Here is a 21,316-nt window from a genome sequence, read left to right as displayed (position 1 = left end):
AAATTGGCAGCAGTGAACATGGTTTTTCTTGGTTATCCGTTTAATTAACTTGTTGTTTATATGTGGTTAATTTGGGGTTTGTGACGTCTTTTTTGTGCCAGAAACGGTAAAAGGCAAAAAGAGAATAGCCAAAACTTTGTCATCCTAAAGTGGTATTTTTATGCGTTAAATCAATTTTTATTTTGATTAAATAATGTTCTAGATGATGACTTTGTCAATGTGTTGAATGTCTTGTTGCCATTTCATTCATACCGCCTAAATCTGTTGATTCCTCTTTACGCATTTAACGAGTAAACTTCTGCGTTGATTTGTTTTTGTTTGGGTAATGTTGTGTATATAGAACCATCTGCTGATTCTGTCATCGTCCTCGATTTTGAAACTACGGGTCTTTCTCCTAATCAGGGAGACAGGGCGATTGAAATTGGTGCGGTCAAATTGGAAAAAGGCCAAGTTGTCGATCGTTTCCAAAGTTTGATGAACCCTGGGTTTCGCGTTAGCCGCTTCATTGAAGGTTACACCGGCATTACCAACGCAATGCTAAGCGATGCCCCAAGCTGCGCCGAAGTAATGGATCAATTTGCAGACTTTATTCAAGACAGCAATTTGGTTGCGCATAATGCTTCTTTTGATCAGCGATTTTTAGACGGCGAGTTAGCCTTGATTAAGCGTGATTATCCCGGTCAGTTCGCATGCTCTTTGTTGGTTTCACGTCGTTTAACGCAACAAGCCACTTCGCACAAATTGGGTGATTTGGTCGCTTTCCATCGGATTGATAATGATGGTGTCTTTCACCGTGCGTTAGCGGATGCTGAAGTCACAGCAAAGCTGTGGAAGGTTCAAATCGAGTGCTTACAAGCAGAGCATGGTATTGAGCAACCAAGTTTTGAGTTGATGACCAAAATCGGAAAAACGCCTAAAGCTTCGGTTGCCATAATGTTAAAGAAGCACGCATTAAAGGCGGGTTAGTCGCCCACTCACTCTCAAGTAAAACGTAAGTTTTCATTTTTCATTTCTGGCATATGCCAATAACTGGGCGTATATTGTCTGGGTATTTGTATTGAGGAATACCCAAATGATTTATGCCATCCCTTATCTCAATGGCAATGTGGCTCCGCATTTTGCGCGTGCGCCAGAGATTGCCATTCTTGACCAAAAGCTTGGCTTGATTAGCCGTATCTCGGTGCCAAGTAGTCCTTCGCAGTGTGGTAGCAAGAAATTCTGGCACCAGACACTAAAACAGCATCAAGTGACGGCGGTGGTAGTGAATACCATCGGCAGTAAAATGTTGAGTGGTCTTTTTAATCAAGGTGTTGAGGTGTTTTCTGCACCTAGAAAACAAAGTGTTGAAGATTTGACCGCGCAGTTACTCACTCCCGTGACTGAAATGAGTTACGCCAAAGCGCCGCGTAAAACTCAACGCAGCGGCTGTGGTAGCAAAGGCCATTCGCAGGCAAGTCATCAAAAGCTTACTCCTATTACCCCGGCGTCATTTCGTGCCTTTAAGGTGATTAAACCATGATTTGGTTGATCGCTTTTACGGCATTTATGATGGTTATCGGTTTAATGGCGGTAGGAGTCATGGCAAAGCGTAAGCCGATTCAAGGTAGCTGTGGTGGGTTATCAAGTATTGATATAGAGCGGGAGTGCAATTGTGTAGAGGTGTGCGCGCAGCATCAACCTAAGCTATATCAAATCAGCGAGCCTACGGCTTCTCCAGCATTAGCGCGTGACCATTCACCAAACAGTTAGCCACTTTTTTACGAGCGGACTTAACAATATTGCCGAATGTTTGTCGTGATACCTGCATGATTTCTGCGGCTTCCAATTGACTAAGTCCTTGATCATCAGCGAGGCGGAGCGCTTCTAGTTCTTCTGCTAATAAGTGCACTTGGTCTAGCTTTCCCATAGGGACGCCATTGGGCTTGAAGCAACTGTATGGTGCTTGAGTGCAAATTTCACGATGTATTTTTGGTCGTGCCATTGGATACCTAGTTTAGAGTAGTGATATGACTTTTTTGATTCCGCAGAGCCATTGCCAGTGTGTTGTGTGCAGTCAGCCTTTTTTTGGCGAACAAACCATACAGTTTGAACTGACACAAACTGGCTCAGTGCAAGCGCAGATTGTAGCAAGTGATAAAGTACAAGGCTATCAGGGCGTTATGCAGGGCGGTTTGATTTCAGCCTTGCATGATAGCGCGATGTTACATTGTTTGTTTTCGCTTGGTGTTGAAGCGATGACTGCGAGTATCGACGTGCGCTTTCATCACCCGGTTCCTTTACAGAAACCTATAGTGATTCAGGCGAGATTGGTGAATCAAAAGCGCAAGCTCTATCAACTAGAGAGCCATATCTACTGCGGTGAGCAGTTATGCTCATCAGCAAAAAGTCGTTTCATCCAAACTTAGCGCTGGGGAATGTAGCCTTGCGGTGTTAGCCTATAAGTGAATCTATTAATTCGCTTGAGCAAGGAGCCCAAATGAGTCAATCCCATCCAATTGAAGCCATCTTTGCAGGTAAAGTTGCAGAAAAATTTGGTATGCGCACCGCGATGGATAAGCAAGAAATCGCCGGTGATGTTTATCTCTCAGAGACAGGGCTAGAGGGCGACGAGTGCGCAGAAACTAAGTTCCATGGTGGCGTGGAGCGCGCGTTGCATCAATACCCATCGGAACACTATCAGCATTGGCAAAGTAAGTATCGAAGTGATAGTGATTGGCTAGCACCGGGTATGGGAGAAAACATCAGTACCAAGGGTATGCTTGAGCATCAAGTCTGTATTGGTGACCGCTATCAATGGGGTGAGGCGATCATTGAAGTCAGTCAGCCACGCTCACCTTGTGCGAAACTCAATCAGCGTTGGGGCGTAGAAGGGCTGTCGGTAGATATGCAAGACATCAGTCGCTGTGGTTGGTTATACCGCGTGATAAAGCCGGGAGTGGTGAACAGCACGTTACCTTTAGTGTTAGTGGAAAGGCCAGATAACGCAATGTCGATAAAACAGGTGTGTGACATTTACTTTGCTGACCCTCTGAATCCGAAAGGGCTACAGACACTACTTGCGCAAGATAAACTCAGTGCAAACTGGCGTGCGACGGTTGAAAAACGGCTTGCTACCGGTGAAGTGGAGAACTGGAATTTTCGCTTGTTAGGCCACGCATAAAAAGAGTGTTGACTCGTCTACTAGTAAAGGGTTGAAGATGACATCTCGAACAACAAAGGGTAATGCTATGTACACAGTCACTCAGCTAGCACGAGAGTGCGGCATATCGAGAACGACGATTCTTTATTACGAGAAAGAGCAGTTGTTGCTACCTGCTAGCCGTGGCGACAACGGTTATCGTTGGTATGGTCGTAAAGAGCTCGATAGACTCAAAAATATCACCTCTTATCGTTCTTATGGGTTACCGATCACTAGTATTCGTTCTTTGTTGGATCGAAGTGGGCAGTCTCAAACTCAATTGCTTAAAGAGCATTTTAATCAGTTAGAGCAAGAGATTCAGCATCTACGAGCGCAGCAAAAAGCCATCGTGGTATTGCTGCAAGAACCGAATTTACTCGAGGATAAGATAGTGACGAAACAACGCTGGGTAGAAATCATGCAAGCGGCTGGCTTTAGTGAGCGAGACATGATCAAGTGGCACCAAAAGTTTGAAGAAATGGAACCACAGGAGCATCAGAAGTTTTTGGAATCGCTCGGCATCGAAGCGCCAGAAATCGAAAGCATCCGTAAGCTTTAACTTCATCTAATTTGATAAGCCACTGCAATTGCAGTGGCTTTTTTATTTTAGCTATCTCGAGTTGAGTTTAAGTACTTTGCGCGATAGATATAATGCGTCGCAGCACCTCATCTTCGGTCACTTCGGCGTTGCGATAATAGCGGAAAATCTCTGAGTTAATCGCTTGCTGAGCCACGGGGTTGACTGCCATTGAATCTGTCATACTAGGAATGGCGAGCCGGTTTTTGACCGCTTCTTCGAAGTCGTTATGGGATTGCACTTGGCATGGGTTAAAGCCTGATAAGTCGATATCGGTTCTGACAGGGATTGAGCCTTTAACGCGATTGAACTCGGCTTGGAATGCTTTGTCTGCCAAGATATCGGCAACTTGATTTGCTTGCTGCTGAGTGAAGTCAGGCGCAGCCATGAAGATAAAACTGTCCATGTTATACAAAAACGCGTTGTGCGATTGTGGGGCAGGGTAACAACCGATCTGTTGTGGGACGTTAACATCTGAAGCCATCAGGTCGCCTAAGATCCAATCGCCACCTAGTTGAAATAATGCTTGGTTGCTCGCCAAAGCTTTGGTTGCAGTGTCCCAGTTTTGGTTCGGTTGCTGAGTGTCGATTAGATTCGAAATCTTACGCAGTTGCTTGAGAGCAAAGCGCATTTGATCTGAGTCGATATGGTCGCTTTTAAGCTCGACCAAAGACTTGTAATAAAAATCGACGCCACCAGCGGCGATGACCAAACTTTCAAATAAGGTCGCCACTTGCCATGCTTCTTCGCCAATAGCGAGCGGAATGATATTCGCTTGCTTGGCCTTTTCCATGGCGTTGAACATTTCTGGCCATGTTTTGGGTACGTTCAGCTCTAACTGAGCCAATAGTTGGTGGTTAACCCACATCCAATTGAGGCGGTGCAGGGTAATTGGCAATGCAACATAGCCAGTATCGGTTTTGTTGATTGCTACGCTTAACGGGTATAAATGGGTATCCCAGTCATGTTTGATTCCGGTTTCATTCACCGAGTGAACAATACCAACGGCATCCCATGCTTTGATGCTTGGGCCTTCTATTTGCGCCACATCGGGCGTGTTGCCAGCCAAGGCTCTGGCTTGCAGAACCGTCATCGCTGTATCGCCACCACCGCCAAGTATTGGCGAATGTTGCAGTGGGATATCATGTTTTAAGAGTTGCTTTTCGAGGACATCAAGAGACTTAATTTCGCCTTTTGATGTCCACCAGTGAAGAAACTCTACGTCAGCCAAGGATGAGGCTGAGAGGCTTGCTAGCATTAAGCCTAAAATGGTTTTTTTCATAGTTAATCTCTAGGGAAGGCCAACGTGGCGCACAGGCCACCACGGGTTGTCATACTTAGTGACAAACTGCCTCCATGGGCTTTTGCAATACTTTGTGAAATGGTTAATCCCAGACCATTGCCCGGTTTGTCGCTTTTTCCTCGGTAATAAGGTTGGCAAAGCTTTTCCAGTGTTGTTGGGTCGAGTTGTTGACCATGGTCTTCGATAATGACGCGGATAGAGTCCACATCTTCTTGTAGATAGATATCGCATTGATTGCCGTATTTGAGTGCGTTATCGACCAAGTTTTGAATGCAGCGTTTGATGGCTAATGGCTTACCGGCATAAGGCTGTACCGCGTCGTTATGGATGCTAATAGTTTGATTGTCTGGGTCGAGAGAGGCTGCAATATGAAGGACAAGTTGATGTAAATCGATCGCCTCAATATCTTCATGAATGTCGGTCTCTTTAATGCATTGCAATGCGCCTTTGACCATCAGATCTAAGTCGTTGGCAATACGGCTAAATCGCTCGCGTTCGGTATCATCATCTAACATTTCAGCACGCAGTTTAAGGCACGCGATTGGTGTTTTTAAATCATGAGAAATCGCGCCAAACAGCATTTCTCGGTCTTTGATGTGGCTGTCTATACGGCGGTTCATTTTATTGAATGCGTGTACTGCTGCTCTAAGTTCCGCGCTGCCTTCTTCTTTTACTTCTGGGACTTTTAATCGGCTCGACATTAGCGTCGCTGCTTTAGCCAGCTGTCGGATTGGGCGTATTTCTCGTTTGACAACAAACCATGTACAGATGAGTAGCAGTAACGATGAAAGCAGCATGGTGAACCACTCGCGGATTTCAAAGTAGCTGGTTTCTAAATTGATGTATGGTGCCGGTAGCACGGCCGCAAGGTAGAACCATGCGTTGTCATCCACTTTGACTTGAATGACCAAAATAGGCGGATTGAGATCGCCGTAAGAGAGGGAGTAATGTCCCCACAGCATGGGCAGCTCATCAATAGGAAGCTCTTTATTGAATACCTTGAGCTTATCGCGGCGGGTGAACTCCACATTGATGGTTGGTGCATCTTTTAGCTCACTCAACAGTACTTGTTGTACTTCGTCGATGACCATGGTCTTGCGTCGGCTTTCAGGAAGCGGCGATACGGGAATTTGGTGGTTATTTAGTGAAACGAAAAACCGAGTACCACCCATATTGCGCAGTTGGTTCAATACCAAGTGGCGATACTCGGGTGGTAACGTTTGGAAAAACGAAATGGTTGAAGCCGCACTCATTGCGAGGCTGTTGACGGTGGTTTTTAACCCTTCTTGATCTTTTTCACTGCTGTGTTGATACCAAATCAAACCTGCCAGTATTTGAGCGAGCAAAATCACCGCGAGAAGGAATAAACTTGCTCGCGTGGCTAAAGAGTTTAACCATGGCTTAGCTTTCATACACAACACCGGATGTCAGCATATAGCCTTTGTTGCGAACCGTTAGGATCAGAGAGCGATCTTTGTCATCTAAATGGTGGCGTAATCGACTAATTTGAACGTCGATACCGCGCTCAAAAGGGTCTGCGTCACGCCCCCAGATTTCACGCGCGATGTCATCACGTGAGAGGATGGATTCCGCGTTAGAGATAAACAGCCCTAGTAGAGACATGTCAGCACCGCTGAGCTGTTTGACGGTGTTGTTACTGATGTGGGTGAGCTGTCGGGTGACGGTATCAAGTTGCCATTCATCAAACTTTACGCGGCGGGCAAGTTTGGCACTCTGCGTGGTAATACTACGACGTAGGATGGTTTTGATGCGAGCAAGCAGCTCTCGCGGGCTAAATGATTTGGTAATGTAGTCATCAGCCCCCATTTCAAGCCCTGCGACTCGGTCAGCTTCTTCGGTGACGGCGGTAAGCATGATGATTGGCACATTAGAGGTTCTGCGCAGTTGTTGGCAAAGCGTGAAACCATCATCACCGGGCATCATTATATCGAGGATGATGAGGTCTGGTTGATGCTGTTCAAGCACTTTCCACATGGCCTCGCCATTTTCAGCGCCAAGGACATCGAACCCAGCTTTACCTAGGTAATCGGTTAATGCTTCGCGTAGGTCGAGGTTATCGTCGACTACAAGGATCTGTTTACCTGTCATGCTGCCCTTCTTTTCGCAACCTTTCGTTGTCTGATTAGCCGTTAACTACTGATATTAACGCCCTGATTATGATGCCATTACGCATAAATATCTCAAAGTAACAGTGTGTGATTTACTGGATGGGGATTGGTTTTTTTTGTAAGTGGGCTCTTACAAATGAGAGGATTTTTGTAACCTTTTTCGGTCATGATTGCCGTATTCTGAATGTGGACTCTATCAGAACATTCGTCCTCATCCTCGCAAAACGAATGATAGGGGCAATTGTCCATTCTTACCCGCTCCTGAACCCCCAGCTTAGAAGTGGTAAGAACTTTAGCCAACCTCAAATGAGGTTGGCTTTATTTTTGTTGGCGAAAACTTTGTCGCTGGCGTAAGAGTGCGATAGAAATAAGCAAAAGGCCTGTTATCCAATAAAGAGCACCACTTCGCCTAATTGGGGTTCTGACTACATCGATAGTCAGCGTGCCAGTGGCAGGCATTTGGCCATCAGTGATGGTATAGAGGATCTCTACCTGACCAACCACATTGACCGCACTATCAAATCGGATAGCGTTGTTTTCCACACTGACATAACCTAATCCTGAGCTGATAGATGCACTGATTAAGGTCAATGGGTCACCATCCGGGTCGTTGTCATTGTCGATAACCTCAATGATTTGATGCCACTCGTCTTGCTGCATGGTGTAAAAATCATTGATGGCGGTAGGCGCTCGATTGGCACTATTGGCTACCGCCGAACCGCTCGGGTCGTAAATGATACCATTCACTAAACCATCCGCATCATTTGCGCCTCCATCTCGAATGGACAGCTGCACACACCAATACCCTTCGATTAACCCCGTTAGCCATGGTGAGCCCACTTCATGTGGTGATTGTGGCGGAGGACAATATCCGGCTTCTCCGGGGGCGGAGGCGACCATACCATTAGGTAGCGATAAGTCTGGCATCACGCCGTTCATGTCATCAACAAAGTCTTTCCAACTGTGGTTGGCATGCTTACGGTAGATGGCATTCGCAGGGATAGGCAGTTTCTGTGGCAGCACAATATTGGTGATTTGCCCCGGTGCGGTTAGCCCCGTAATGGCAAAGTCGTACACGCCGCCGATGTAGCTGTTATTGTTGTCAGGCGCGATACCTTGATTGTCTAAATCCACCAACAGGCCACTGGTCATAGCATTGGCCGTAGTCGTGCCTTTCATTAAGCATAAGCCAGGCTCGACTTCTGCTAAAAAACGTTGAGGTTGATTGGCATAGGCGGGCATGGTTTGACAGGTGGTGTTGTCATCCAGATAGTCAGGCAGGCCATCTCGGTCGCCATCATTTAAGCCTTCTTGGCTATCGACTATCAAATCACCGTCACTGTCCATTAACTGGGATAACTGAGGAAGCGTTGTGACTTCGAGATACACTTCGTGCTCGGTGCTAGTGCTTGGCGTATCACTGCGAGAGACCTCTACGGTCAGGCGATGAATACCTTCGGCCATGGCGCTTGGGTCAATGATGAGTTGACCATCTTGTTCATTCAATATCTGAACGTCATGGCCATAGTGCCATTGATATTGGTAACTTGCATGCTCAGCAGGCTGCTCGACTCGCGCGTTTATCGTGACTTGGTGTTGATTGTCTATCCAATGGCGCTGTTCATTTTGTTGATACACACTAGAGCTGACTTGCGGCGCAATCGCCTCGCCCTGAGTCGAGATGTTTAGATGAGTTTTCGCGCCGAGATTGAGCAAATGGCCTTGCCCTGTTTGGCTACTATCAATCGTGACGGTGAATCGTTGGGTTAAGGCGATATCACCGGTATTAGGCACGGCTAGCTCAAGGTAGCCTATATGACCGTGTTCTATCGTTATCACGCCACTGTTAGAGGTATAACTGCCCCAATGGTCATGAGTTTCGACTAGATAAGGGATTGTTACTGGGTAGCTTGGTGCGTCGCCACTGAGTACGAATGGCACGGTATAATTGCCAATGTCGTTACTCACAACGGCATCTTGTCCCATTGAAACCATCGGATAGACATCAACAATCTGTTCACTGACTGAGCGGTGACCGTGATGGTCTTCGACTAACCAACGTATCGTATGACGGCCAGACAGTAACGGTGATAATGGGTCAATGAGCTCCGCAGGTAAAGGGTCTCCGTAGTAGCTTTCGCTGGTGGGAGGGGAGAGATTTACTCGAGTAAACAGTGCTCGCGCTTCAACGTTTACATCCGCTTGCGGCTGAATATCAGGTGCGTATTCGTCATCGTCTCGCTGAATGGTGAGATTGACCTTGGCATGTGCCGTTTGGCCATATTCGTCTTCAATGGTGTAACCCAAGGTGGCACTAGGTAATGGTTCAGTTAATGTAAGGACAATCTCTTGGCCGGAGATCACCGCTTTACCATCTTGACTTGTGACGGAGTGCAGCTTAAAGCTTGCTCCTGCTGAGTGTGAGTCATTGGTTAACACGGTTAGGCGATAGCTTTCTGATTCGTTAGCGATAAGTGAGAGCGTATCATCCACAGCATTCAATTGATGTTGACTGATACTGACGTTGATGATGGCGGAATCCGATTCACCTAGCGCATCGCGGACCGTATAGATAAAGCTGTCTTCACCATGCAACTCAGAATCGGTGACCGTATAGGTGGCCACACTGCCCACTACCACGACATTTGCTTGACCGCTATTTGGTGTAGAAACAGAGAACTGATGATGGTCATCTGGGTCCAAGTCATCGACTAAGCTGCTTAAATCGATACTGGCTGATGTGGTGTCATCAAGACTGATACTGCCATTGCGTGCGGTAGGCGCATCATTGATGTTATGGACATTGACCTGGATGCTGGCCGAATCGCTGAGGTTGTCGTTGTCAGTGACGGTAAAGGTAAACCTATCGTCGCCAGAGAACTCGATATCCGTAGGGATATAGCTCACCACACTACCTTGCAGGGTGACAATGGCGTTGCCACTCTCAGGTTGGGTGACTTGATAGTGGTGGCTATCGTTAGGGTCGGCATCGCTAAATAAGCGGATTAAATCCAGTGTTCCGCTTTGGCCTTCATCTAGCTTTATCTGTCCGTTACTGGCAATAGGTGCGTCATTTACGTTTTGAACTGATACATTAATATTCGCGATAACTGGTTCAGCCACGCTGTCACTAACAGAATATTTAAACTGGTCTGGGCCACTAAAGTCTGCATCTGTGGTTTGGTAAAGTGCGATGCCTTGGTCAGTAATCGATACGGTGGCTTTGCGGCTTTGGGGCTGTTCGATAATGCTAAAAGTTAGCGTGTCACTGCTATCATTGTCTTGAACGAGATTTTTTAAATCTAACGTTTGTTGACCGTCTTCGGTGAGCTGCATTTGACCATCAACGGCTGATGGCGGATGGTTTATGTTATATACGGTGATATCAAAAGGAGGAAGAGCGTTACTCTCTTTACCTTGCTTGATGATGACGCTGATATTGTGAGTTGTGCCTACGTCAGCCTCTTTCGGAGTCCCTGACATAATACCGGTGTCACTATTAATAGTGAGCCAGTTTGGTGAACTAGCGGACAGTTTAAAATGAATCGGTGTTTGTGTGTCCGTGGACGTTGCACTGATAGTTTGATTGAAGCTTGTTCCTTCATTGAGTTCAATGAGCCCAATAGGTGCTGCAGGTTGCGTGAAAATCGGCACTGAATTAAAGATAAGGTTCGGGTAGGCTTCAGGTAAAATTTGCCAAATACCTTGTGTCCATGCATCGGCAAATGTCCAACCAGCATCAATGAATGTCGTCGGCGTTTTGAGCTCTTGGCTGGTTTTTGCATGGGTTTCGTTACAGTCAAAACCGGAAATTGTACAGTCAAAAAAGCTTTCAACTACCGAGCCTTTTGCAGAACCATAGATCCCGCCAAAATGACTACTGCCGTTAATTGACGCGGTAGTGTAACTGTTGGATATAACGGCGTGAACACTTTCGTGATATCCGGTCAATCCACCGATAAATCTTAGCCCTGAAATATTGCCGTGAGATACGCTGTTGCTGATAATCTGCTTGGTACCATAACCAGAAATGCCACCAATATAGGACTCACCCGATATTTGTGCTTCGACGGAGTTCATGTTGGCCGTTGATGAGTTGCTATAACCGATTAAGCCTCCAACGTGGTTTTTAGAGTTAACATTAACTTGAAGCTGGTTCCTTTCAGCCGTTGAGGTCTTCGCGAGGCCGAGTAAGCCGCCGGTGTTTCGGGTTGCTGTAATCTGAGATTGTACGTTGTTCTGGGATGCGACAGTGTTTTCTGCCTCACCTATCATACCGCCGATATTGTTTAATCCTTCAACTCGGTAGCGAATACCATTGTCAATTAGAACTACATCTTTGCCACTACCGACAATCGCTCCTACGTTTTGTGTCCCATAGATATAACCTTCAAGATCGAGTTGACTAAATTCAGAGTTAGTTGCAGTACCGACGATTGTTCCTACATTATTTAGGCCATGTACTTGAGCATTCGTCAGTTTTAAGTTAGTGATGGTCGCCTTATCCATCTTGCCAAAAATACCAACCCCTTTATCGTAGATACGATAAATATGTAGGTTGGAAATGGTGAATCCTTGGCCATCAAAAATACCTTTAAATGATGAGCTTCCATAGCCAATTTGGCTAAAGCCTTTCGCAACTTTAGGTGTTGATTCTATACCGTCATGGTTTGACAGGTGCCACAATCGAGTATCGCTTGCGTCAATATCTGAGCCCAATTGCCAATGCTTATCCCAAACACTTTTGTTCAAAGAAAGCCATCTTAGCTCTGCAAGTGTGTTGATGGTGCCGTGGGTAGCATCATAGTTTGGTTCGACTGGGAATGTCGTTGTGCGAATATTTATCGTAAATTGTTCACGAAATTCCCCGTCATCAACTGACAAAATAACCCTATCTTCACCCGTGGTTGAATCTGGCGTGTACCAGAGATCTTTGCCATTGAGTTTAGATGTACCGCTATTGGCGTATTGTTCAATCCGAAATGTGAGCGAATTGCTATCGATATCATCGATGATATCGGTTAGACGAATGGAGAATTTTTGGTAGGTAGAGTAATAGTGATTACTTACTGTTGGTGGGTCATTTTGTGCAGTAATGGATACCGATATTACGTGGGATACCTTGGAATGATGTGGCGAAAATGCTGAGAAATAGATCGTATCCATACTGTCATGGTTTGCTGCTGGAGTATATTTATATTGTGACCCTGATAGGTGAATCAATTGCCCATGTTCGGCATAGACGTCCGTGTAAGTAAGAATGGCATTATCTGGGTTATCGATCCCTTGAGATAAATCTATGTTAATCGCAGTATCTTCAAGAGTTGATTCGCTAAACGATTTGATATTGAGGCTATCGGTAATTGAATGAACAATCAGGTTAACCTTTGCAACTGTGCCATTAACGAGCATGTCAAAGCTGTCGGTCCCGTGAAAATTGGCTTCGGGAGTATAAGTGATAGATTGGCCTGAAATGCTCGAAAGGGTTCCATGGTTTGGCTGATTGGCTACCGACAACGATACGGGACTATTGCTGGCAGCAAGTAGGCTCATATCCATTGTAATGGCATTGTCTTCATAGGTATGCCAATAGCCATCAACGACTTGTTCACTTGATACAATGCTTAATGCGACATTCAGATCGATAGAGTGCAGCCCATCAGCAACGCTTATTGTAAAAGAGTCATTACCGGTAAAATTCGCATCCAAGGCTATATTCGCGAGGCCATTGCTCATTACTGATACACTGCCATTAGCGAGTGATGTTTTTAGGGTAAAGCTGTATGGACCGTTTTCTTCATCGACTAGCCAATGATTGAGATCGATACTTTTTACGGTCCCTTTTAGTAGTGAATAGTGAGCTGCTAAGGCTGAGGGTTGATCATTGGTTTCAATGACGTCGATTTGAATAGGGGGAAGGCGATTTTGGGCTTCACCCTCGATGGCTTGAACAATAAGTTGATATTGTTTTCCGGTGTGATCGTTTCTCGGCGTGCCGGAAATCAAACCATCGGTATCAATGGTTAACCACTCAGGTCCTTTAATCAACTTATAACTTACGGGATTGTTTCCGTAAGGAAGTGCGGAGACTTGTAAACTAAATTCCTGATCTTCTTTACCCTGTTGAGGTAGTAACGGAGCGCTAGGCTCAGTGAAAAAGGGGATGTTTCTTTGTACTAGATAGGGGTATTGCCCTGCTTCCACTCGCCACAAGCCTGCTTGCCAAGCAGAGCCTTGGTCCCAGGTGCTGAAATTTGTAGGAGTTTGTAAAAATGCTGTGGAGTAGCCATGAGAGCTTGGATCAGCATCGTTGCAATCGTCATTGGAGCCTTGCTTACCGCCTACTTCACAATCGAAGAAGCTGTCTGTGACGGTAACGGTAGAGCTGCTTTTTTTATAAGCATAGATACCTTCAGTCGGTTTTGAGGTGTGCAGTCTTGCTGTGGTCAAACTGTTAGTTATGTAACCTTTGGCATTTCCGATCAGCCCGCCAGCATAATTTTTGGAAGTATAATCACCCGTGGTAAAACAGTTGGAGATGGTGTTGTATTCGAATGTTTCACCGACAACGCCGCCAATATCATTGTTACCAGAAAGTTCTACATCAGCGTAACAGCTATTGATATAGGCATCTTTGGAGTTGATAGACCCTGCAATCCCTCCTATGTTGTCATAACCTTTTATGCTCCCTGTAATACTAACATTGTCGATTTTCCCGTTCGCGTTATAGCCGACAATACCGCCAACGTGATTATTTCCTCTGATATCGGCATCTTTTATATGCAAGTTTTTGATATGTCCTTTGCCGCTAATTAAGCCAAACATGCCGACATAATCGTATTTGGGGTAGTAAATATAAAGGTTACTGATGGTATAACCTGAACCGTCGTAGGTGCCTTTAAAAAGTTCAGCGGTGAAATCACCACTACTGTGATCGCCAATAGGTCTAAAGCCTTGGCTATTGTTCCAAGTTTTCGTCTCAGAGGCATCGATGTTCTGTGTTTGTACCCAAATCTCATCCCAAGCAGAAGGCGTTTCGCTAAGCCAACGTAGTTCCGCAAGCGTAGAAATTTCGCCACCTTTCCCTTCGACATAGCCTCTAGGAGCAGTAGCAGTCGTTTCTGCCTGAGCAATATTGCTCTTCATTGAGAGCAAACCTACTACGATAATTGTGAGTTGGTTTACAGCGTTTTTGAGCTTGGTCATACGTTCTATGCGATTTAGGTATATAAACCTTAGGGCTAATTACTGGTGATATTCTAATCAACCAATTGCATTGAACCTAAACAGGATGAAATATGTGAGTGTCAGCTTCCAATAGTGATGTAACTCTTGCATTGTTTTCGATCTAATTAACTAATTTATATAAATATTTTCATAAGTTTCATTTATAAATGTAGAAAACGTGTGAAATTTCACAGTGTTAGTGAGGCGGTTATTGGGGAGGGGAGTAGAAGTTTATACCACTTAATTGACTAGTTTATGGCGATATATTTTGGGGTGCTCTGCGAAGTTTAGATGAGCTTGGTAACGGCCAACTTCACTAAAAAGTGCTACTGTAAAGTTTCAAGCGGACTTGAGATAATTCAGGGATAAAAAAGAAAACCGTGTATATGGGAAGTGGAGCAAAACAATGGAAATGTCAGTAGGGCAGGTAGCAGAGCGAGCGGGTGTTAAGGTATCGGCTTTGCATTTTTACGAGCAGAAAGGGTTGATCAGTAGCTGGCGCAATCAAGGTAATCAACGTCGTTATGATCGCAGTGTGATACGTAGGGTCGCGGTGATAAAAGCCGCACAGCAAGTGGGCATGTCACTGGAAGATATTGCCAGCGCGTTTGAATGCTTACCGAAACATAAAGCACCGACCAAAAGCCAATGGGAATCTATGGCGACTCAGTGGAAGCAAGATTTGGAGCATCGTATTCAGCAATTAAAGGCGCTGCAAAATGACTTGGACAGCTGTATTGGCTGTGGCTGCTTGTCCTTAGACAGCTGTAACCTACGCAACCCTCAAGATGAAAGAGCTGAGGAGCACTGCGGGGAATCTTTACTGACTAACCCTGAAGATACGGTATTAAAGGGATAGGGCAAACATTAACAAAATCGGCAGCGTCAGGATGCTGAAAAAGTTACCAAACAGCACCATCGACGCCACTTGGGCCGGTGCAATATTAAAGCGCTCGGCAAATAAATAGTTCATCACTGCGGGTGGCAACATACTAAATAGCACCATCATTTGTAGTTCCATCTTTGGCAGTGGCACGAAGTAATAAATTAACCCAAACGCAATCCCCCCTGTAACAAGAGACTGCAAGGTGCAGAACAGCCCGATAGACAGTCCACTAAGGCGAATGTTACACATCTGAGCGCCCAACGATATCAACATGACGGGCACTGCCGCTTGGCCAAGCAATGTGGTGGCGTCAAACAGCGGTTTCCAAACCACAATATCTGCAAGATTGAGCGCAAGGGCACTCGCTGCGGCAATAAATACCGGCATTTTGATGACTTGTTTAAGAGGGTTTCCTTTACTTAATACCGCCAAACCGAGACTGATGTGAGTACATGCTGAAACGACAAATAGCAGCACGGCGGCTGAAATGGCGGATTCGCCAAAGGTGTAGGTAAATAATGGGATGGCGAGGTTCCCACTGTTACGAAACATATGCGGCGGTGCCCATGTTTTGTAATCGATCTTAAATAGCCAACAGATAGGTATCATGACAAGCCCGGGAATTAAGACGGCTATCAAGGCGGCACTGAGTAAGGGAACTTGCTCTGTATCGAGCGGCATTGCGACTAAAGATGAAAACACCAAAGCGGGGGTGAAGGCATCCATATTGATACGATTGATTGGGGCGAAGTCTGGTTTAAGCCAGCGACCTACAGAAAAGCCAACCATCACTAAAGCGAAGACGGGGAAAAGTATCCCTATGATTTGTTCAAACATTCCATCGTTGACCATTATTGTTTTATAAATGAACAATATCAGGCTTGGAATAGAGAGTCACGTGGTGACTTTTAACCATAATGTTAAGGTGGTTTTCAGTGAGATGAGAGGTAGTTGAATGCTAGAAGGTCAGAGCTTTTTGTCGATGCTGTGGTAGCCCTTTGTATAGCGCGCATAATGATTTTCCTGATGTAAGAAGAGTACGAATTAGTTCGCTAGATACTGCTTTAGAAGGGGTTGAAGTGCGTCATATACATTTGGACTCAAAAGTAGAGTGGCTTGGGTAGTTGCAAGAGAAGATTTATGAAATCTCGATATATATGATAGCTTGTGCACATGGTGCGTAATGGACCATTAGATCATTGAGTAGTAATAAGGATAAGAAAATCATGATGGAGTCGAATGTTTTCGAACGAACCCAAACTGGTGAACCCGAAATCAGTTCTAGGCTGTATAACTTAATTATAGGAGCCGTTTTGTGTTGGGGCTTTTGGGTTAACTACCTGATGGTTTCTACTATTCCGGTAGAATCTATTATGGCGATAAACCCGTGGGTATTTTTTATTGGGTATTTTGCTAGTTGTTTCGCTGGCGTTTACTTATTCAGCTCTTCTTCCAACCCATTAATAAGTTTCTTGGGGTACAACTTAGTGGTACTGCCTTTTGGCCTTGTGATTAATATTGTCGTTGCTCAGTATGATCCTGCTTTGGTTGTTGAGGCGATTAAAGTGACAGGTTTAGTCACTGGTATCATGATGATTTTAGGTACGTTGTTTCCTGCTTTCTTTGCTCGAATTTCGGGGGCTCTAACTATCTCGCTCCTTATTGTCATCGTCATTGAGCTGGTTCAGATATTTGTATTTGGCATCCATCAGGCGTGGATTGATTGGGTTGTTGCGGTGATCTTCTGTGGTTATATTGGCTATGACTGGGGACGAGCGAATCAAATACCTAGGACAGTAGATAATGCGGTAGATAGTGCAGCTGCGCTTTATATGGATATCATTAACTTGTTTTTAAGAATCCTACGTATTTTGGGGCGTAAGTAACTGTCGTCCTATGTAGATAGAACAAAGGCCAGCAATCGCGGGCCTTTGTTTTAATTAATCTATTTCTTTTCTGCAAACTTCTCTAAACCAAGCACTAACGCGATAGCAGCGAACATCATTAGTATGGCTAAGCCAAGCTGAGAAGGCTGGCTGAATAGGGTTTCAAACTCAAATGGAGAAAGGTTTTGCTGAATCAGCGGTACTTCTTCACCTTTAGAGTTCACTCGCCATGTTAAGGTCTCTTTCCATGGCCATATCTTTGGTAACGTACCTATCATCAAACCCGTTAGGAAGACGAGAGTTGCGTCTCTAAAGCGTTTTAGCAGCCAAGATAAAACGTGTGAGAAGCTTAGTAGGCCAACTACACACCCTGATAGAAACAGCGCAATGATTCCCACATCAAATGATTTAACCGCGCCAAGTACCGGTGCGTACATACCGATGAGCAATAATATGAAGCTGCCTGAGATACCCGGCAGGATCATGGCGCAAATCGCAATTGCACCGGCGATCATCACATTGATACTGGTTGGTTCCATCTGTAGAGGTTTTAAGATGGTAATGCAGTAGGCAAAAGCGACACCCAAAACAAGAAACACTAAGCGATCAAGGGTACGCTTTTCGACTTGCTTTAAAATATGAAATACGGAAACAAGGATAAGGCCAAAGAAAAATGACCACAGTGGAATCGGGTGGGTGACTAACAGCCAAGAAATCAGTTTGGCAAGGGTTGCGATACTGATGAACACCCCACCAAACAAACTCATCAGGAACAAACCGTTAATATGGTTAAAAGCCGCTTTAAAGCCTTCGCGCTTCCAGATGCCAAGGATACTTGGGTTAATGCGGCGGATGCTTTCAAGCAATGTATCGTAAATACCAGTAATGAAGGCAATAGTACCGCCAGATACACCCGGTACTACGTCAGCAGCGCCCATAGCGATGCCTTTGAAGAAAGTGGTTAAGTAGTTCATTCAATATGATTAATGGTTAAAGATGGGCTGAGTATACTCACTCTAATGTCAAAAAAGTATGAAAAAACCGCTTAAAAGTGAGCCATAAATAAGATGACTCGATGAGAGAGTATAAATTGGCTTAATTAACGTAGGCTGAGTCGGCTTCCATCATATTTTAGATTGGCGAGTAAGGCTTTTGCGTTGGCTTTACCGCGTTGGTCAAACTTGACCCCATATTGACGCTTATGACCCGATTGTCGCGCGTTGCAGACAATGCCAAAGAGAGGCTCAAAGCTTTTGTGTTCTTTATTGGTTATAAGGTGCAATTCAATCAGTTCGCCAACCTTAAACGGGCGAGATAAGCTTGGCGTGATATACATACAGCCACTCTTAGAAAGGTCACGAATTTCGCAATCAATACGATGATTCATGGTATGCGCCTTGGCTTCAAGCGCCACTTCATAGCGGGGTTCGTTACGGAGCGGTGTCACCTGCATGGTTTGCGGAATAGACATCAGCATCATAGCGACAGGTGCTTTGACAATATGAAGAATTTGGCTGCGGTATTGTAAAATAGCGCCTTCACCACGTGGAGAGATGGCGTGGATGGTTGCCCAGAAGCCTTCTTGGAAAAAGTACTCTAATTGATCATCCGACACTTTAGGCAACTCAAGCAAAATCATGCGATTAGAGTGAGTACCAATAAATAAGCTTTTGCCGCGATAGGTCGTGCCGACAGGGGTGACTATCTCAATATTTAGCTCGCTACCATGATCAATCATCGTTAACGCATCATTGCTATTGATGGTTGATGTCGCTCGCTGTTCCGTTTGTTGAGCTTCAGCTTCAGTTGACGCCCCTAATTGGGAATTCATTTAGTCACCGTGTGCCAAGATATAAATTATTGTTGTAATAGGCTTTAATCAGAGGTTGAGGCCAGCCTATTGTTAATTAGCTTGATTCTATTTATTGATTGGCATTAGTTCAAACCTCAATGTATGTTAGAAGTATGAGCTGAGTAACACTTTCGGAGTCAATATTATGCATCGTGTGTTTTTTGAACCAGAGCGACACCAATTTCGTGTGCATTTGCAAGATGAACAATATGCAATCGTTACGTTTGAGCCTCGTGGCGAAGTACTTGCTATCACCTCAACTAAAGTACCAGAAGGGCTTCAAGGGAAAGGATACGGTAAAGTGATGATGGAAGCTGTACTGCCTGAAATCGAAAAAATGGGTAAAAAAGTAGACCCGGTATGCAGCTTTGTCGTGGTTTATTTTGAGCGTAACCCGCAATGGCAGCATCTAAAAGCATAATTAATAACGCGGCGTGTTGCCGCGTTACCGCTTATGATTTGATTCGAGCCATGTAATAGGTGTTTACGTACTCTCCTGCGCGAAACACTGAATGTTTGGCTTCCCCTTCAATCTCAAAGCCATATTTTTTATAGCACGCAATGGCGGGATGATTATCAACATTCACTTCAATCTGAATGCGTTTTATCTGCAGCCAGTTGTCTGCTAAATCGAGTACTGCTTCAATTAATTGGCTCGCAATGCCAAGGCCGTGAAAATCATCGTGTACCGCGAGCCCAAATTGACCACAGTGTAACAACCTAGGGCGCTGTAGGTGTTCAAAGCCCAAATTACCGACTACCCTGCCATCGACTTCAGCCACAAAGCTATAGATATGTTCGGGAATGTTCTCTAAACGCTTCTGCCAAGTAGCTGCCGTTGGGTAGGGAAGCTGTAATGTTTCTCTGTGTGCTTTAGGCTGGGCGAAAATATCTGCGATGGCTTGGGCATCGCTAGGTAACGTGCGGCGTATGGTAATGTTCATATAGCTTCCCTTCTTAAAAACAACGTCAAGACACATTAACCTTAGATAAGGGATAAGTCTATGAAAGTTAAAGTAATGTCTAAATTGTAAATAAAATTGTGTTATCTAGGTCGGCGAGGTAGTGTAGAAAGCTTGAACAAATAGGAAGCAAATGATGAACCAACCCTCGGCGTGGAAAACGCCTCAAAACTTTTTACTGATCATCTCCATTATTGTACCGATTGCCTTTTCAAGCTGGATGGCGTTGTTGAATAACTTCGTGATTGAGCGCGCTAATTTTGATGGTGCTGATATTGGTTTATTGCAAAGTGTTCGTGAGATCCCGGGCTTTTTGGCATTTACAGTGATCTTTGTTTTGCTGTTTATTCGTGAACAGCGATTTATGATTGTGTCACTGGCCATGCTTACCTTGGGCAGTGCAATTACAGGTTTTTTCCCCTCTCTGACTGGATTGCTTTTGACAACACTATTGATGTCGACAGGGTTTCACTACTTCGAAACCTTAAAGCAGTCGCTTGCTTTACAGTGGTTGAGTAAAGAAGAAGCACCAGAAATGCTGGGTAAATATATTTCAGTTGGGGCACTAGCTTCATTGCTTACCTATGGCTCGCTGTGGGTGTGCTTGGAGGTGTTCCAACTTGATTTTAAATGGGTCTATTTACTGTTTGGCGGTATTGGTTTTGTCTTGGTGATGTGGATTGCCATGACCTTCCCACAATTTGAAACCAAAGTGGCGCAAAATAAAAAGCTGGTGCTGAGAAAGCGCTACTGGCTTTACTATGCACTGACCTTTATGAGTGGTGCTCGTCGTCAGATCTTCACCGTATTCGCTGGCTTTTTGATGGTTGAGCGATTTGGGTATTCTGCCGCAGATATTACTTTGCTGTTTGTCGCTAACTATGTGTTCAACTTTTTGTTTGCTAAACGTATCGGTAAGTTTATCGGTCGTGTTGGTGAGCGTAAGGCGCTAATGTTTGAATACGTCGGTCTGATCTTCGTATTTGTTGGCTATGCTTTTGTGCAAACCGCGGAGTGGGCTGCTGCGCTGTACATCATTGACCATTTGTTCTTCGCACTGGCGTTAGCGATTAAAACGTACTTCCAAAAAATAGCCGATCCTGCGGACATGGCCTCCACGGCGGGTGTCTCGTTTACTATTAACCACATAGCAGCGGTAGTGATACCGGTAACCTTTGGTTTGATTTGGCTAGTGTCGCCTTCTGCTGTGTTCTTTATCGGTGCAGCAATGGCGGGTGTATCTTTAGTGCTGTCATTGAACATCCCGCGCAAACCCGAAGAAGGTAATGAAGTTCGCGTCATGAAGTGGAGCTAGG

At 45.0% G+C, this 21,316-nt stretch carries 19 protein-coding genes; 10 read left to right on the top strand and 9 right to left on the bottom strand.

The genetic code is table 11. The annotated features are described in order from the left end of the window. Positions 1–336: 336 nt before the first annotated feature. From OH461_RS11315 to nqrM, 3 genes are all read left to right on the top strand, one after another. The gene (locus OH461_RS11315) at positions 337–966 is read left to right on the top strand and encodes a 3'-5' exonuclease (RefSeq protein WP_270020830.1); all 630 of its coding nucleotides are present in this window, start codon (positions 337–339) and stop codon (positions 964–966) included. Positions 967–1,072: 106 nt separating this feature from the next. Beyond that, a complete protein-coding gene (locus OH461_RS11310) occupies positions 1,073–1,519 on the top strand; it encodes a NifB/NifX family molybdenum-iron cluster-binding protein (protein WP_270020723.1) in 447 nt (148 codons plus the stop codon). Beyond that, positions 1,516–1,749, top strand: coding sequence for a (Na+)-NQR maturation NqrM (gene nqrM, locus OH461_RS11305; protein WP_270020722.1), 234 nt, complete (start codon positions 1,516–1,518; stop codon positions 1,747–1,749). The genes OH461_RS11310 and nqrM overlap by 4 nt, the downstream gene beginning before the upstream one ends. On the opposite strand, the gene OH461_RS11300 is transcribed toward nqrM, so the two are convergent. Next, complete coding sequence (locus OH461_RS11300; RefSeq protein WP_270020721.1) at positions 1,703–1,981, bottom strand: DUF134 domain-containing protein; 279 nt, start codon at positions 1,979–1,981, stop codon at positions 1,703–1,705. The two genes, nqrM and OH461_RS11300, sit on opposite strands and share 47 nt — an antisense overlap. Positions 1,982–2,006: 25 nt before the next feature. Here OH461_RS11300 and OH461_RS11295 point away from each other — a divergent pair, with 25 nt between their 5' ends. The 3 genes from OH461_RS11295 (at position 2,007) to OH461_RS11285 (ending at position 3,737) form a co-directional block, all read left to right on the top strand. After that, positions 2,007–2,405 (top strand): PaaI family thioesterase, encoded by a 399-nt coding sequence (locus OH461_RS11295; RefSeq protein ID WP_270020720.1) that lies wholly within the window; start codon positions 2,007–2,009, stop codon positions 2,403–2,405. 71 nt (positions 2,406–2,476) lie between these two features. Then, positions 2,477–3,160 carry an MOSC domain-containing protein gene (locus OH461_RS11290; protein WP_270020719.1) on the top strand — a complete coding sequence of 228 codons (684 nt, stop codon included), beginning with the start codon at positions 2,477–2,479 and terminating at the stop codon, positions 3,158–3,160. 67 nt (positions 3,161–3,227) lie between these two features. Continuing rightward, complete coding sequence (locus OH461_RS11285) at positions 3,228–3,737, top strand: MerR family transcriptional regulator (RefSeq protein ID WP_270020718.1); 510 nt, start codon at positions 3,228–3,230, stop codon at positions 3,735–3,737. 67 nt (positions 3,738–3,804) lie between these two features. Here OH461_RS11285 and OH461_RS11280 read toward each other — a convergent pair whose 3' ends face one another. The 4 genes from OH461_RS11280 to OH461_RS11265 form a co-directional block, all read right to left on the bottom strand. Next, a complete protein-coding gene (locus OH461_RS11280; RefSeq protein WP_270020717.1) occupies positions 3,805–5,037 on the bottom strand; it encodes an ABC transporter substrate-binding protein in 1,233 nt (410 codons plus the stop codon). 2 nt (positions 5,038–5,039) lie between these two features. Next, positions 5,040–6,470 carry an ATP-binding protein gene (locus OH461_RS11275; RefSeq protein ID WP_270020716.1) on the bottom strand — a complete coding sequence of 477 codons (1,431 nt, stop codon included), beginning with the start codon at positions 6,468–6,470 and terminating at the stop codon, positions 5,040–5,042. After that, entirely contained in the window at positions 6,460–7,167 is a 708-nt protein-coding gene (locus OH461_RS11270) for a response regulator transcription factor (RefSeq protein ID WP_270020715.1), read from the bottom strand. Before OH461_RS11270 ends, OH461_RS11275 begins: the two co-directional genes overlap by 11 nt. A 338-nt stretch (positions 7,168–7,505) precedes the next feature. Next, the gene (locus OH461_RS11265; protein WP_270020714.1) at positions 7,506–14,393 is read right to left on the bottom strand and encodes an Ig-like domain-containing protein; all 6,888 of its coding nucleotides are present in this window, start codon (positions 14,391–14,393) and stop codon (positions 7,506–7,508) included. Between the two features lie 427 nt (positions 14,394–14,820). Here OH461_RS11265 and soxR point away from each other — a divergent pair, with 427 nt between their 5' ends. After that, entirely contained in the window at positions 14,821–15,273 is a 453-nt protein-coding gene (gene soxR, locus OH461_RS11260) for a redox-sensitive transcriptional activator SoxR (RefSeq protein WP_270020713.1), read from the top strand. Here soxR and OH461_RS11255 read toward each other — a convergent pair. Next, on the bottom strand, positions 15,262–16,137 hold the full coding sequence (locus OH461_RS11255; RefSeq protein ID WP_270020712.1) for an AEC family transporter: 876 nt from the start codon (positions 16,135–16,137) through the stop codon (positions 15,262–15,264). The two genes, soxR and OH461_RS11255, sit on opposite strands and share 12 nt — an antisense overlap. A gap of 389 nt (positions 16,138–16,526) precedes the next feature. Here OH461_RS11255 and OH461_RS11250 point away from each other — a divergent pair, with 389 nt between their 5' ends. Then, positions 16,527–17,186 (top strand): Bax inhibitor-1 family protein, encoded by a 660-nt coding sequence (locus OH461_RS11250; RefSeq protein WP_270020711.1) that lies wholly within the window; start codon positions 16,527–16,529, stop codon positions 17,184–17,186. 59 nt (positions 17,187–17,245) lie between these two features. Here the strand turns inward: OH461_RS11250 and OH461_RS11245 are convergent, their stop codons facing one another. Together OH461_RS11245 and OH461_RS11240 are read right to left on the bottom strand one after the other, a co-directional pair. Next, positions 17,246–18,160: a DUF368 domain-containing protein gene (locus OH461_RS11245; RefSeq protein ID WP_270020710.1), complete on the bottom strand. Its 915-nt coding sequence runs from the start codon at positions 18,158–18,160 to the stop codon at positions 17,246–17,248. A gap of 125 nt (positions 18,161–18,285) precedes the next feature. Next, on the bottom strand, positions 18,286–19,017 hold the full coding sequence (locus OH461_RS11240) for a flagellar brake protein (RefSeq protein ID WP_270020709.1): 732 nt from the start codon (positions 19,015–19,017) through the stop codon (positions 18,286–18,288). Between the two features lie 166 nt (positions 19,018–19,183). Here OH461_RS11240 and OH461_RS11235 point away from each other — a divergent pair, with 166 nt between their 5' ends. Continuing rightward, a complete protein-coding gene (locus OH461_RS11235) occupies positions 19,184–19,459 on the top strand; it encodes a GNAT family N-acetyltransferase (RefSeq protein WP_270020708.1) in 276 nt (91 codons plus the stop codon). A gap of 31 nt (positions 19,460–19,490) precedes the next feature. Here OH461_RS11235 and OH461_RS11230 read toward each other — a convergent pair whose 3' ends face one another. Next, positions 19,491–19,982: a GNAT family N-acetyltransferase gene (locus OH461_RS11230; RefSeq protein WP_270020707.1), complete on the bottom strand. Its 492-nt coding sequence runs from the start codon at positions 19,980–19,982 to the stop codon at positions 19,491–19,493. Between the two features lie 154 nt (positions 19,983–20,136). Here OH461_RS11230 and OH461_RS11225 point away from each other — a divergent pair, with 154 nt between their 5' ends. Further along, positions 20,137–21,315 (top strand): MFS transporter, encoded by a 1,179-nt coding sequence (locus OH461_RS11225; protein WP_270020829.1) that lies wholly within the window; start codon positions 20,137–20,139, stop codon positions 21,313–21,315. The last annotated feature ends 1 nt before the right edge of the window (position 21,316 follow it).

Origin of the sequence: Vibrio sp. LaRot3 (assembly GCF_027587025.1) — a bacterium.
Taxonomy (GTDB): Bacteria; Pseudomonadota; Gammaproteobacteria; order Enterobacterales; family Vibrionaceae; genus Vibrio.
The sequence above is the reverse complement of the archived record's forward strand: the minus strand, read 5'-3'. Positions and strand labels throughout refer to the sequence as shown.

Coding starts and splice junctions, on each gene's coding strand:
- nqrM (WP_270020722.1), top strand. CDS start 1,516: ATGATTTGGTTGATCGCTTTTACGGCATTTATGATGGTTATCGGTTTA.
- OH461_RS11270 (WP_270020715.1), bottom strand. CDS start 7,167: ATGACAGGTAAACAGATCCTTGTAGTCGACGATAACCTCGACCTACGC.
- OH461_RS11245 (WP_270020710.1), bottom strand. CDS start 18,160: ATGAACTACTTAACCACTTTCTTCAAAGGCATCGCTATGGGCGCTGCT.
- OH461_RS11295 (WP_270020720.1), top strand. CDS start 2,007: ATGACTTTTTTGATTCCGCAGAGCCATTGCCAGTGTGTTGTGTGCAGT.
- OH461_RS11235 (WP_270020708.1), top strand. CDS start 19,184: ATGCATCGTGTGTTTTTTGAACCAGAGCGACACCAATTTCGTGTGCAT.
- OH461_RS11250 (WP_270020711.1), top strand. CDS start 16,527: ATGATGGAGTCGAATGTTTTCGAACGAACCCAAACTGGTGAACCCGAA.
- OH461_RS11240 (WP_270020709.1), bottom strand. CDS start 19,017: ATGAATTCCCAATTAGGGGCGTCAACTGAAGCTGAAGCTCAACAAACG.
- OH461_RS11280 (WP_270020717.1), bottom strand. CDS start 5,037: ATGAAAAAAACCATTTTAGGCTTAATGCTAGCAAGCCTCTCAGCCTCA.
- OH461_RS11290 (WP_270020719.1), top strand. CDS start 2,477: ATGAGTCAATCCCATCCAATTGAAGCCATCTTTGCAGGTAAAGTTGCA.
- OH461_RS11230 (WP_270020707.1), bottom strand. CDS start 19,982: ATGAACATTACCATACGCCGCACGTTACCTAGCGATGCCCAAGCCATC.
- OH461_RS11300 (WP_270020721.1), bottom strand. CDS start 1,981: ATGGCACGACCAAAAATACATCGTGAAATTTGCACTCAAGCACCATAC.
- OH461_RS11225 (WP_270020829.1), top strand. CDS start 20,137: ATGAACCAACCCTCGGCGTGGAAAACGCCTCAAAACTTTTTACTGATC.
- OH461_RS11255 (WP_270020712.1), bottom strand. CDS start 16,137: ATGTTTGAACAAATCATAGGGATACTTTTCCCCGTCTTCGCTTTAGTG.
- OH461_RS11275 (WP_270020716.1), bottom strand. CDS start 6,470: ATGAAAGCTAAGCCATGGTTAAACTCTTTAGCCACGCGAGCAAGTTTA.
- OH461_RS11310 (WP_270020723.1), top strand. CDS start 1,073: ATGATTTATGCCATCCCTTATCTCAATGGCAATGTGGCTCCGCATTTT.
- OH461_RS11285 (WP_270020718.1), top strand. CDS start 3,228: ATGTACACAGTCACTCAGCTAGCACGAGAGTGCGGCATATCGAGAACG.
- soxR (WP_270020713.1), top strand. CDS start 14,821: ATGGAAATGTCAGTAGGGCAGGTAGCAGAGCGAGCGGGTGTTAAGGTA.
- OH461_RS11265 (WP_270020714.1), bottom strand. CDS start 14,393: ATGACCAAGCTCAAAAACGCTGTAAACCAACTCACAATTATCGTAGTA.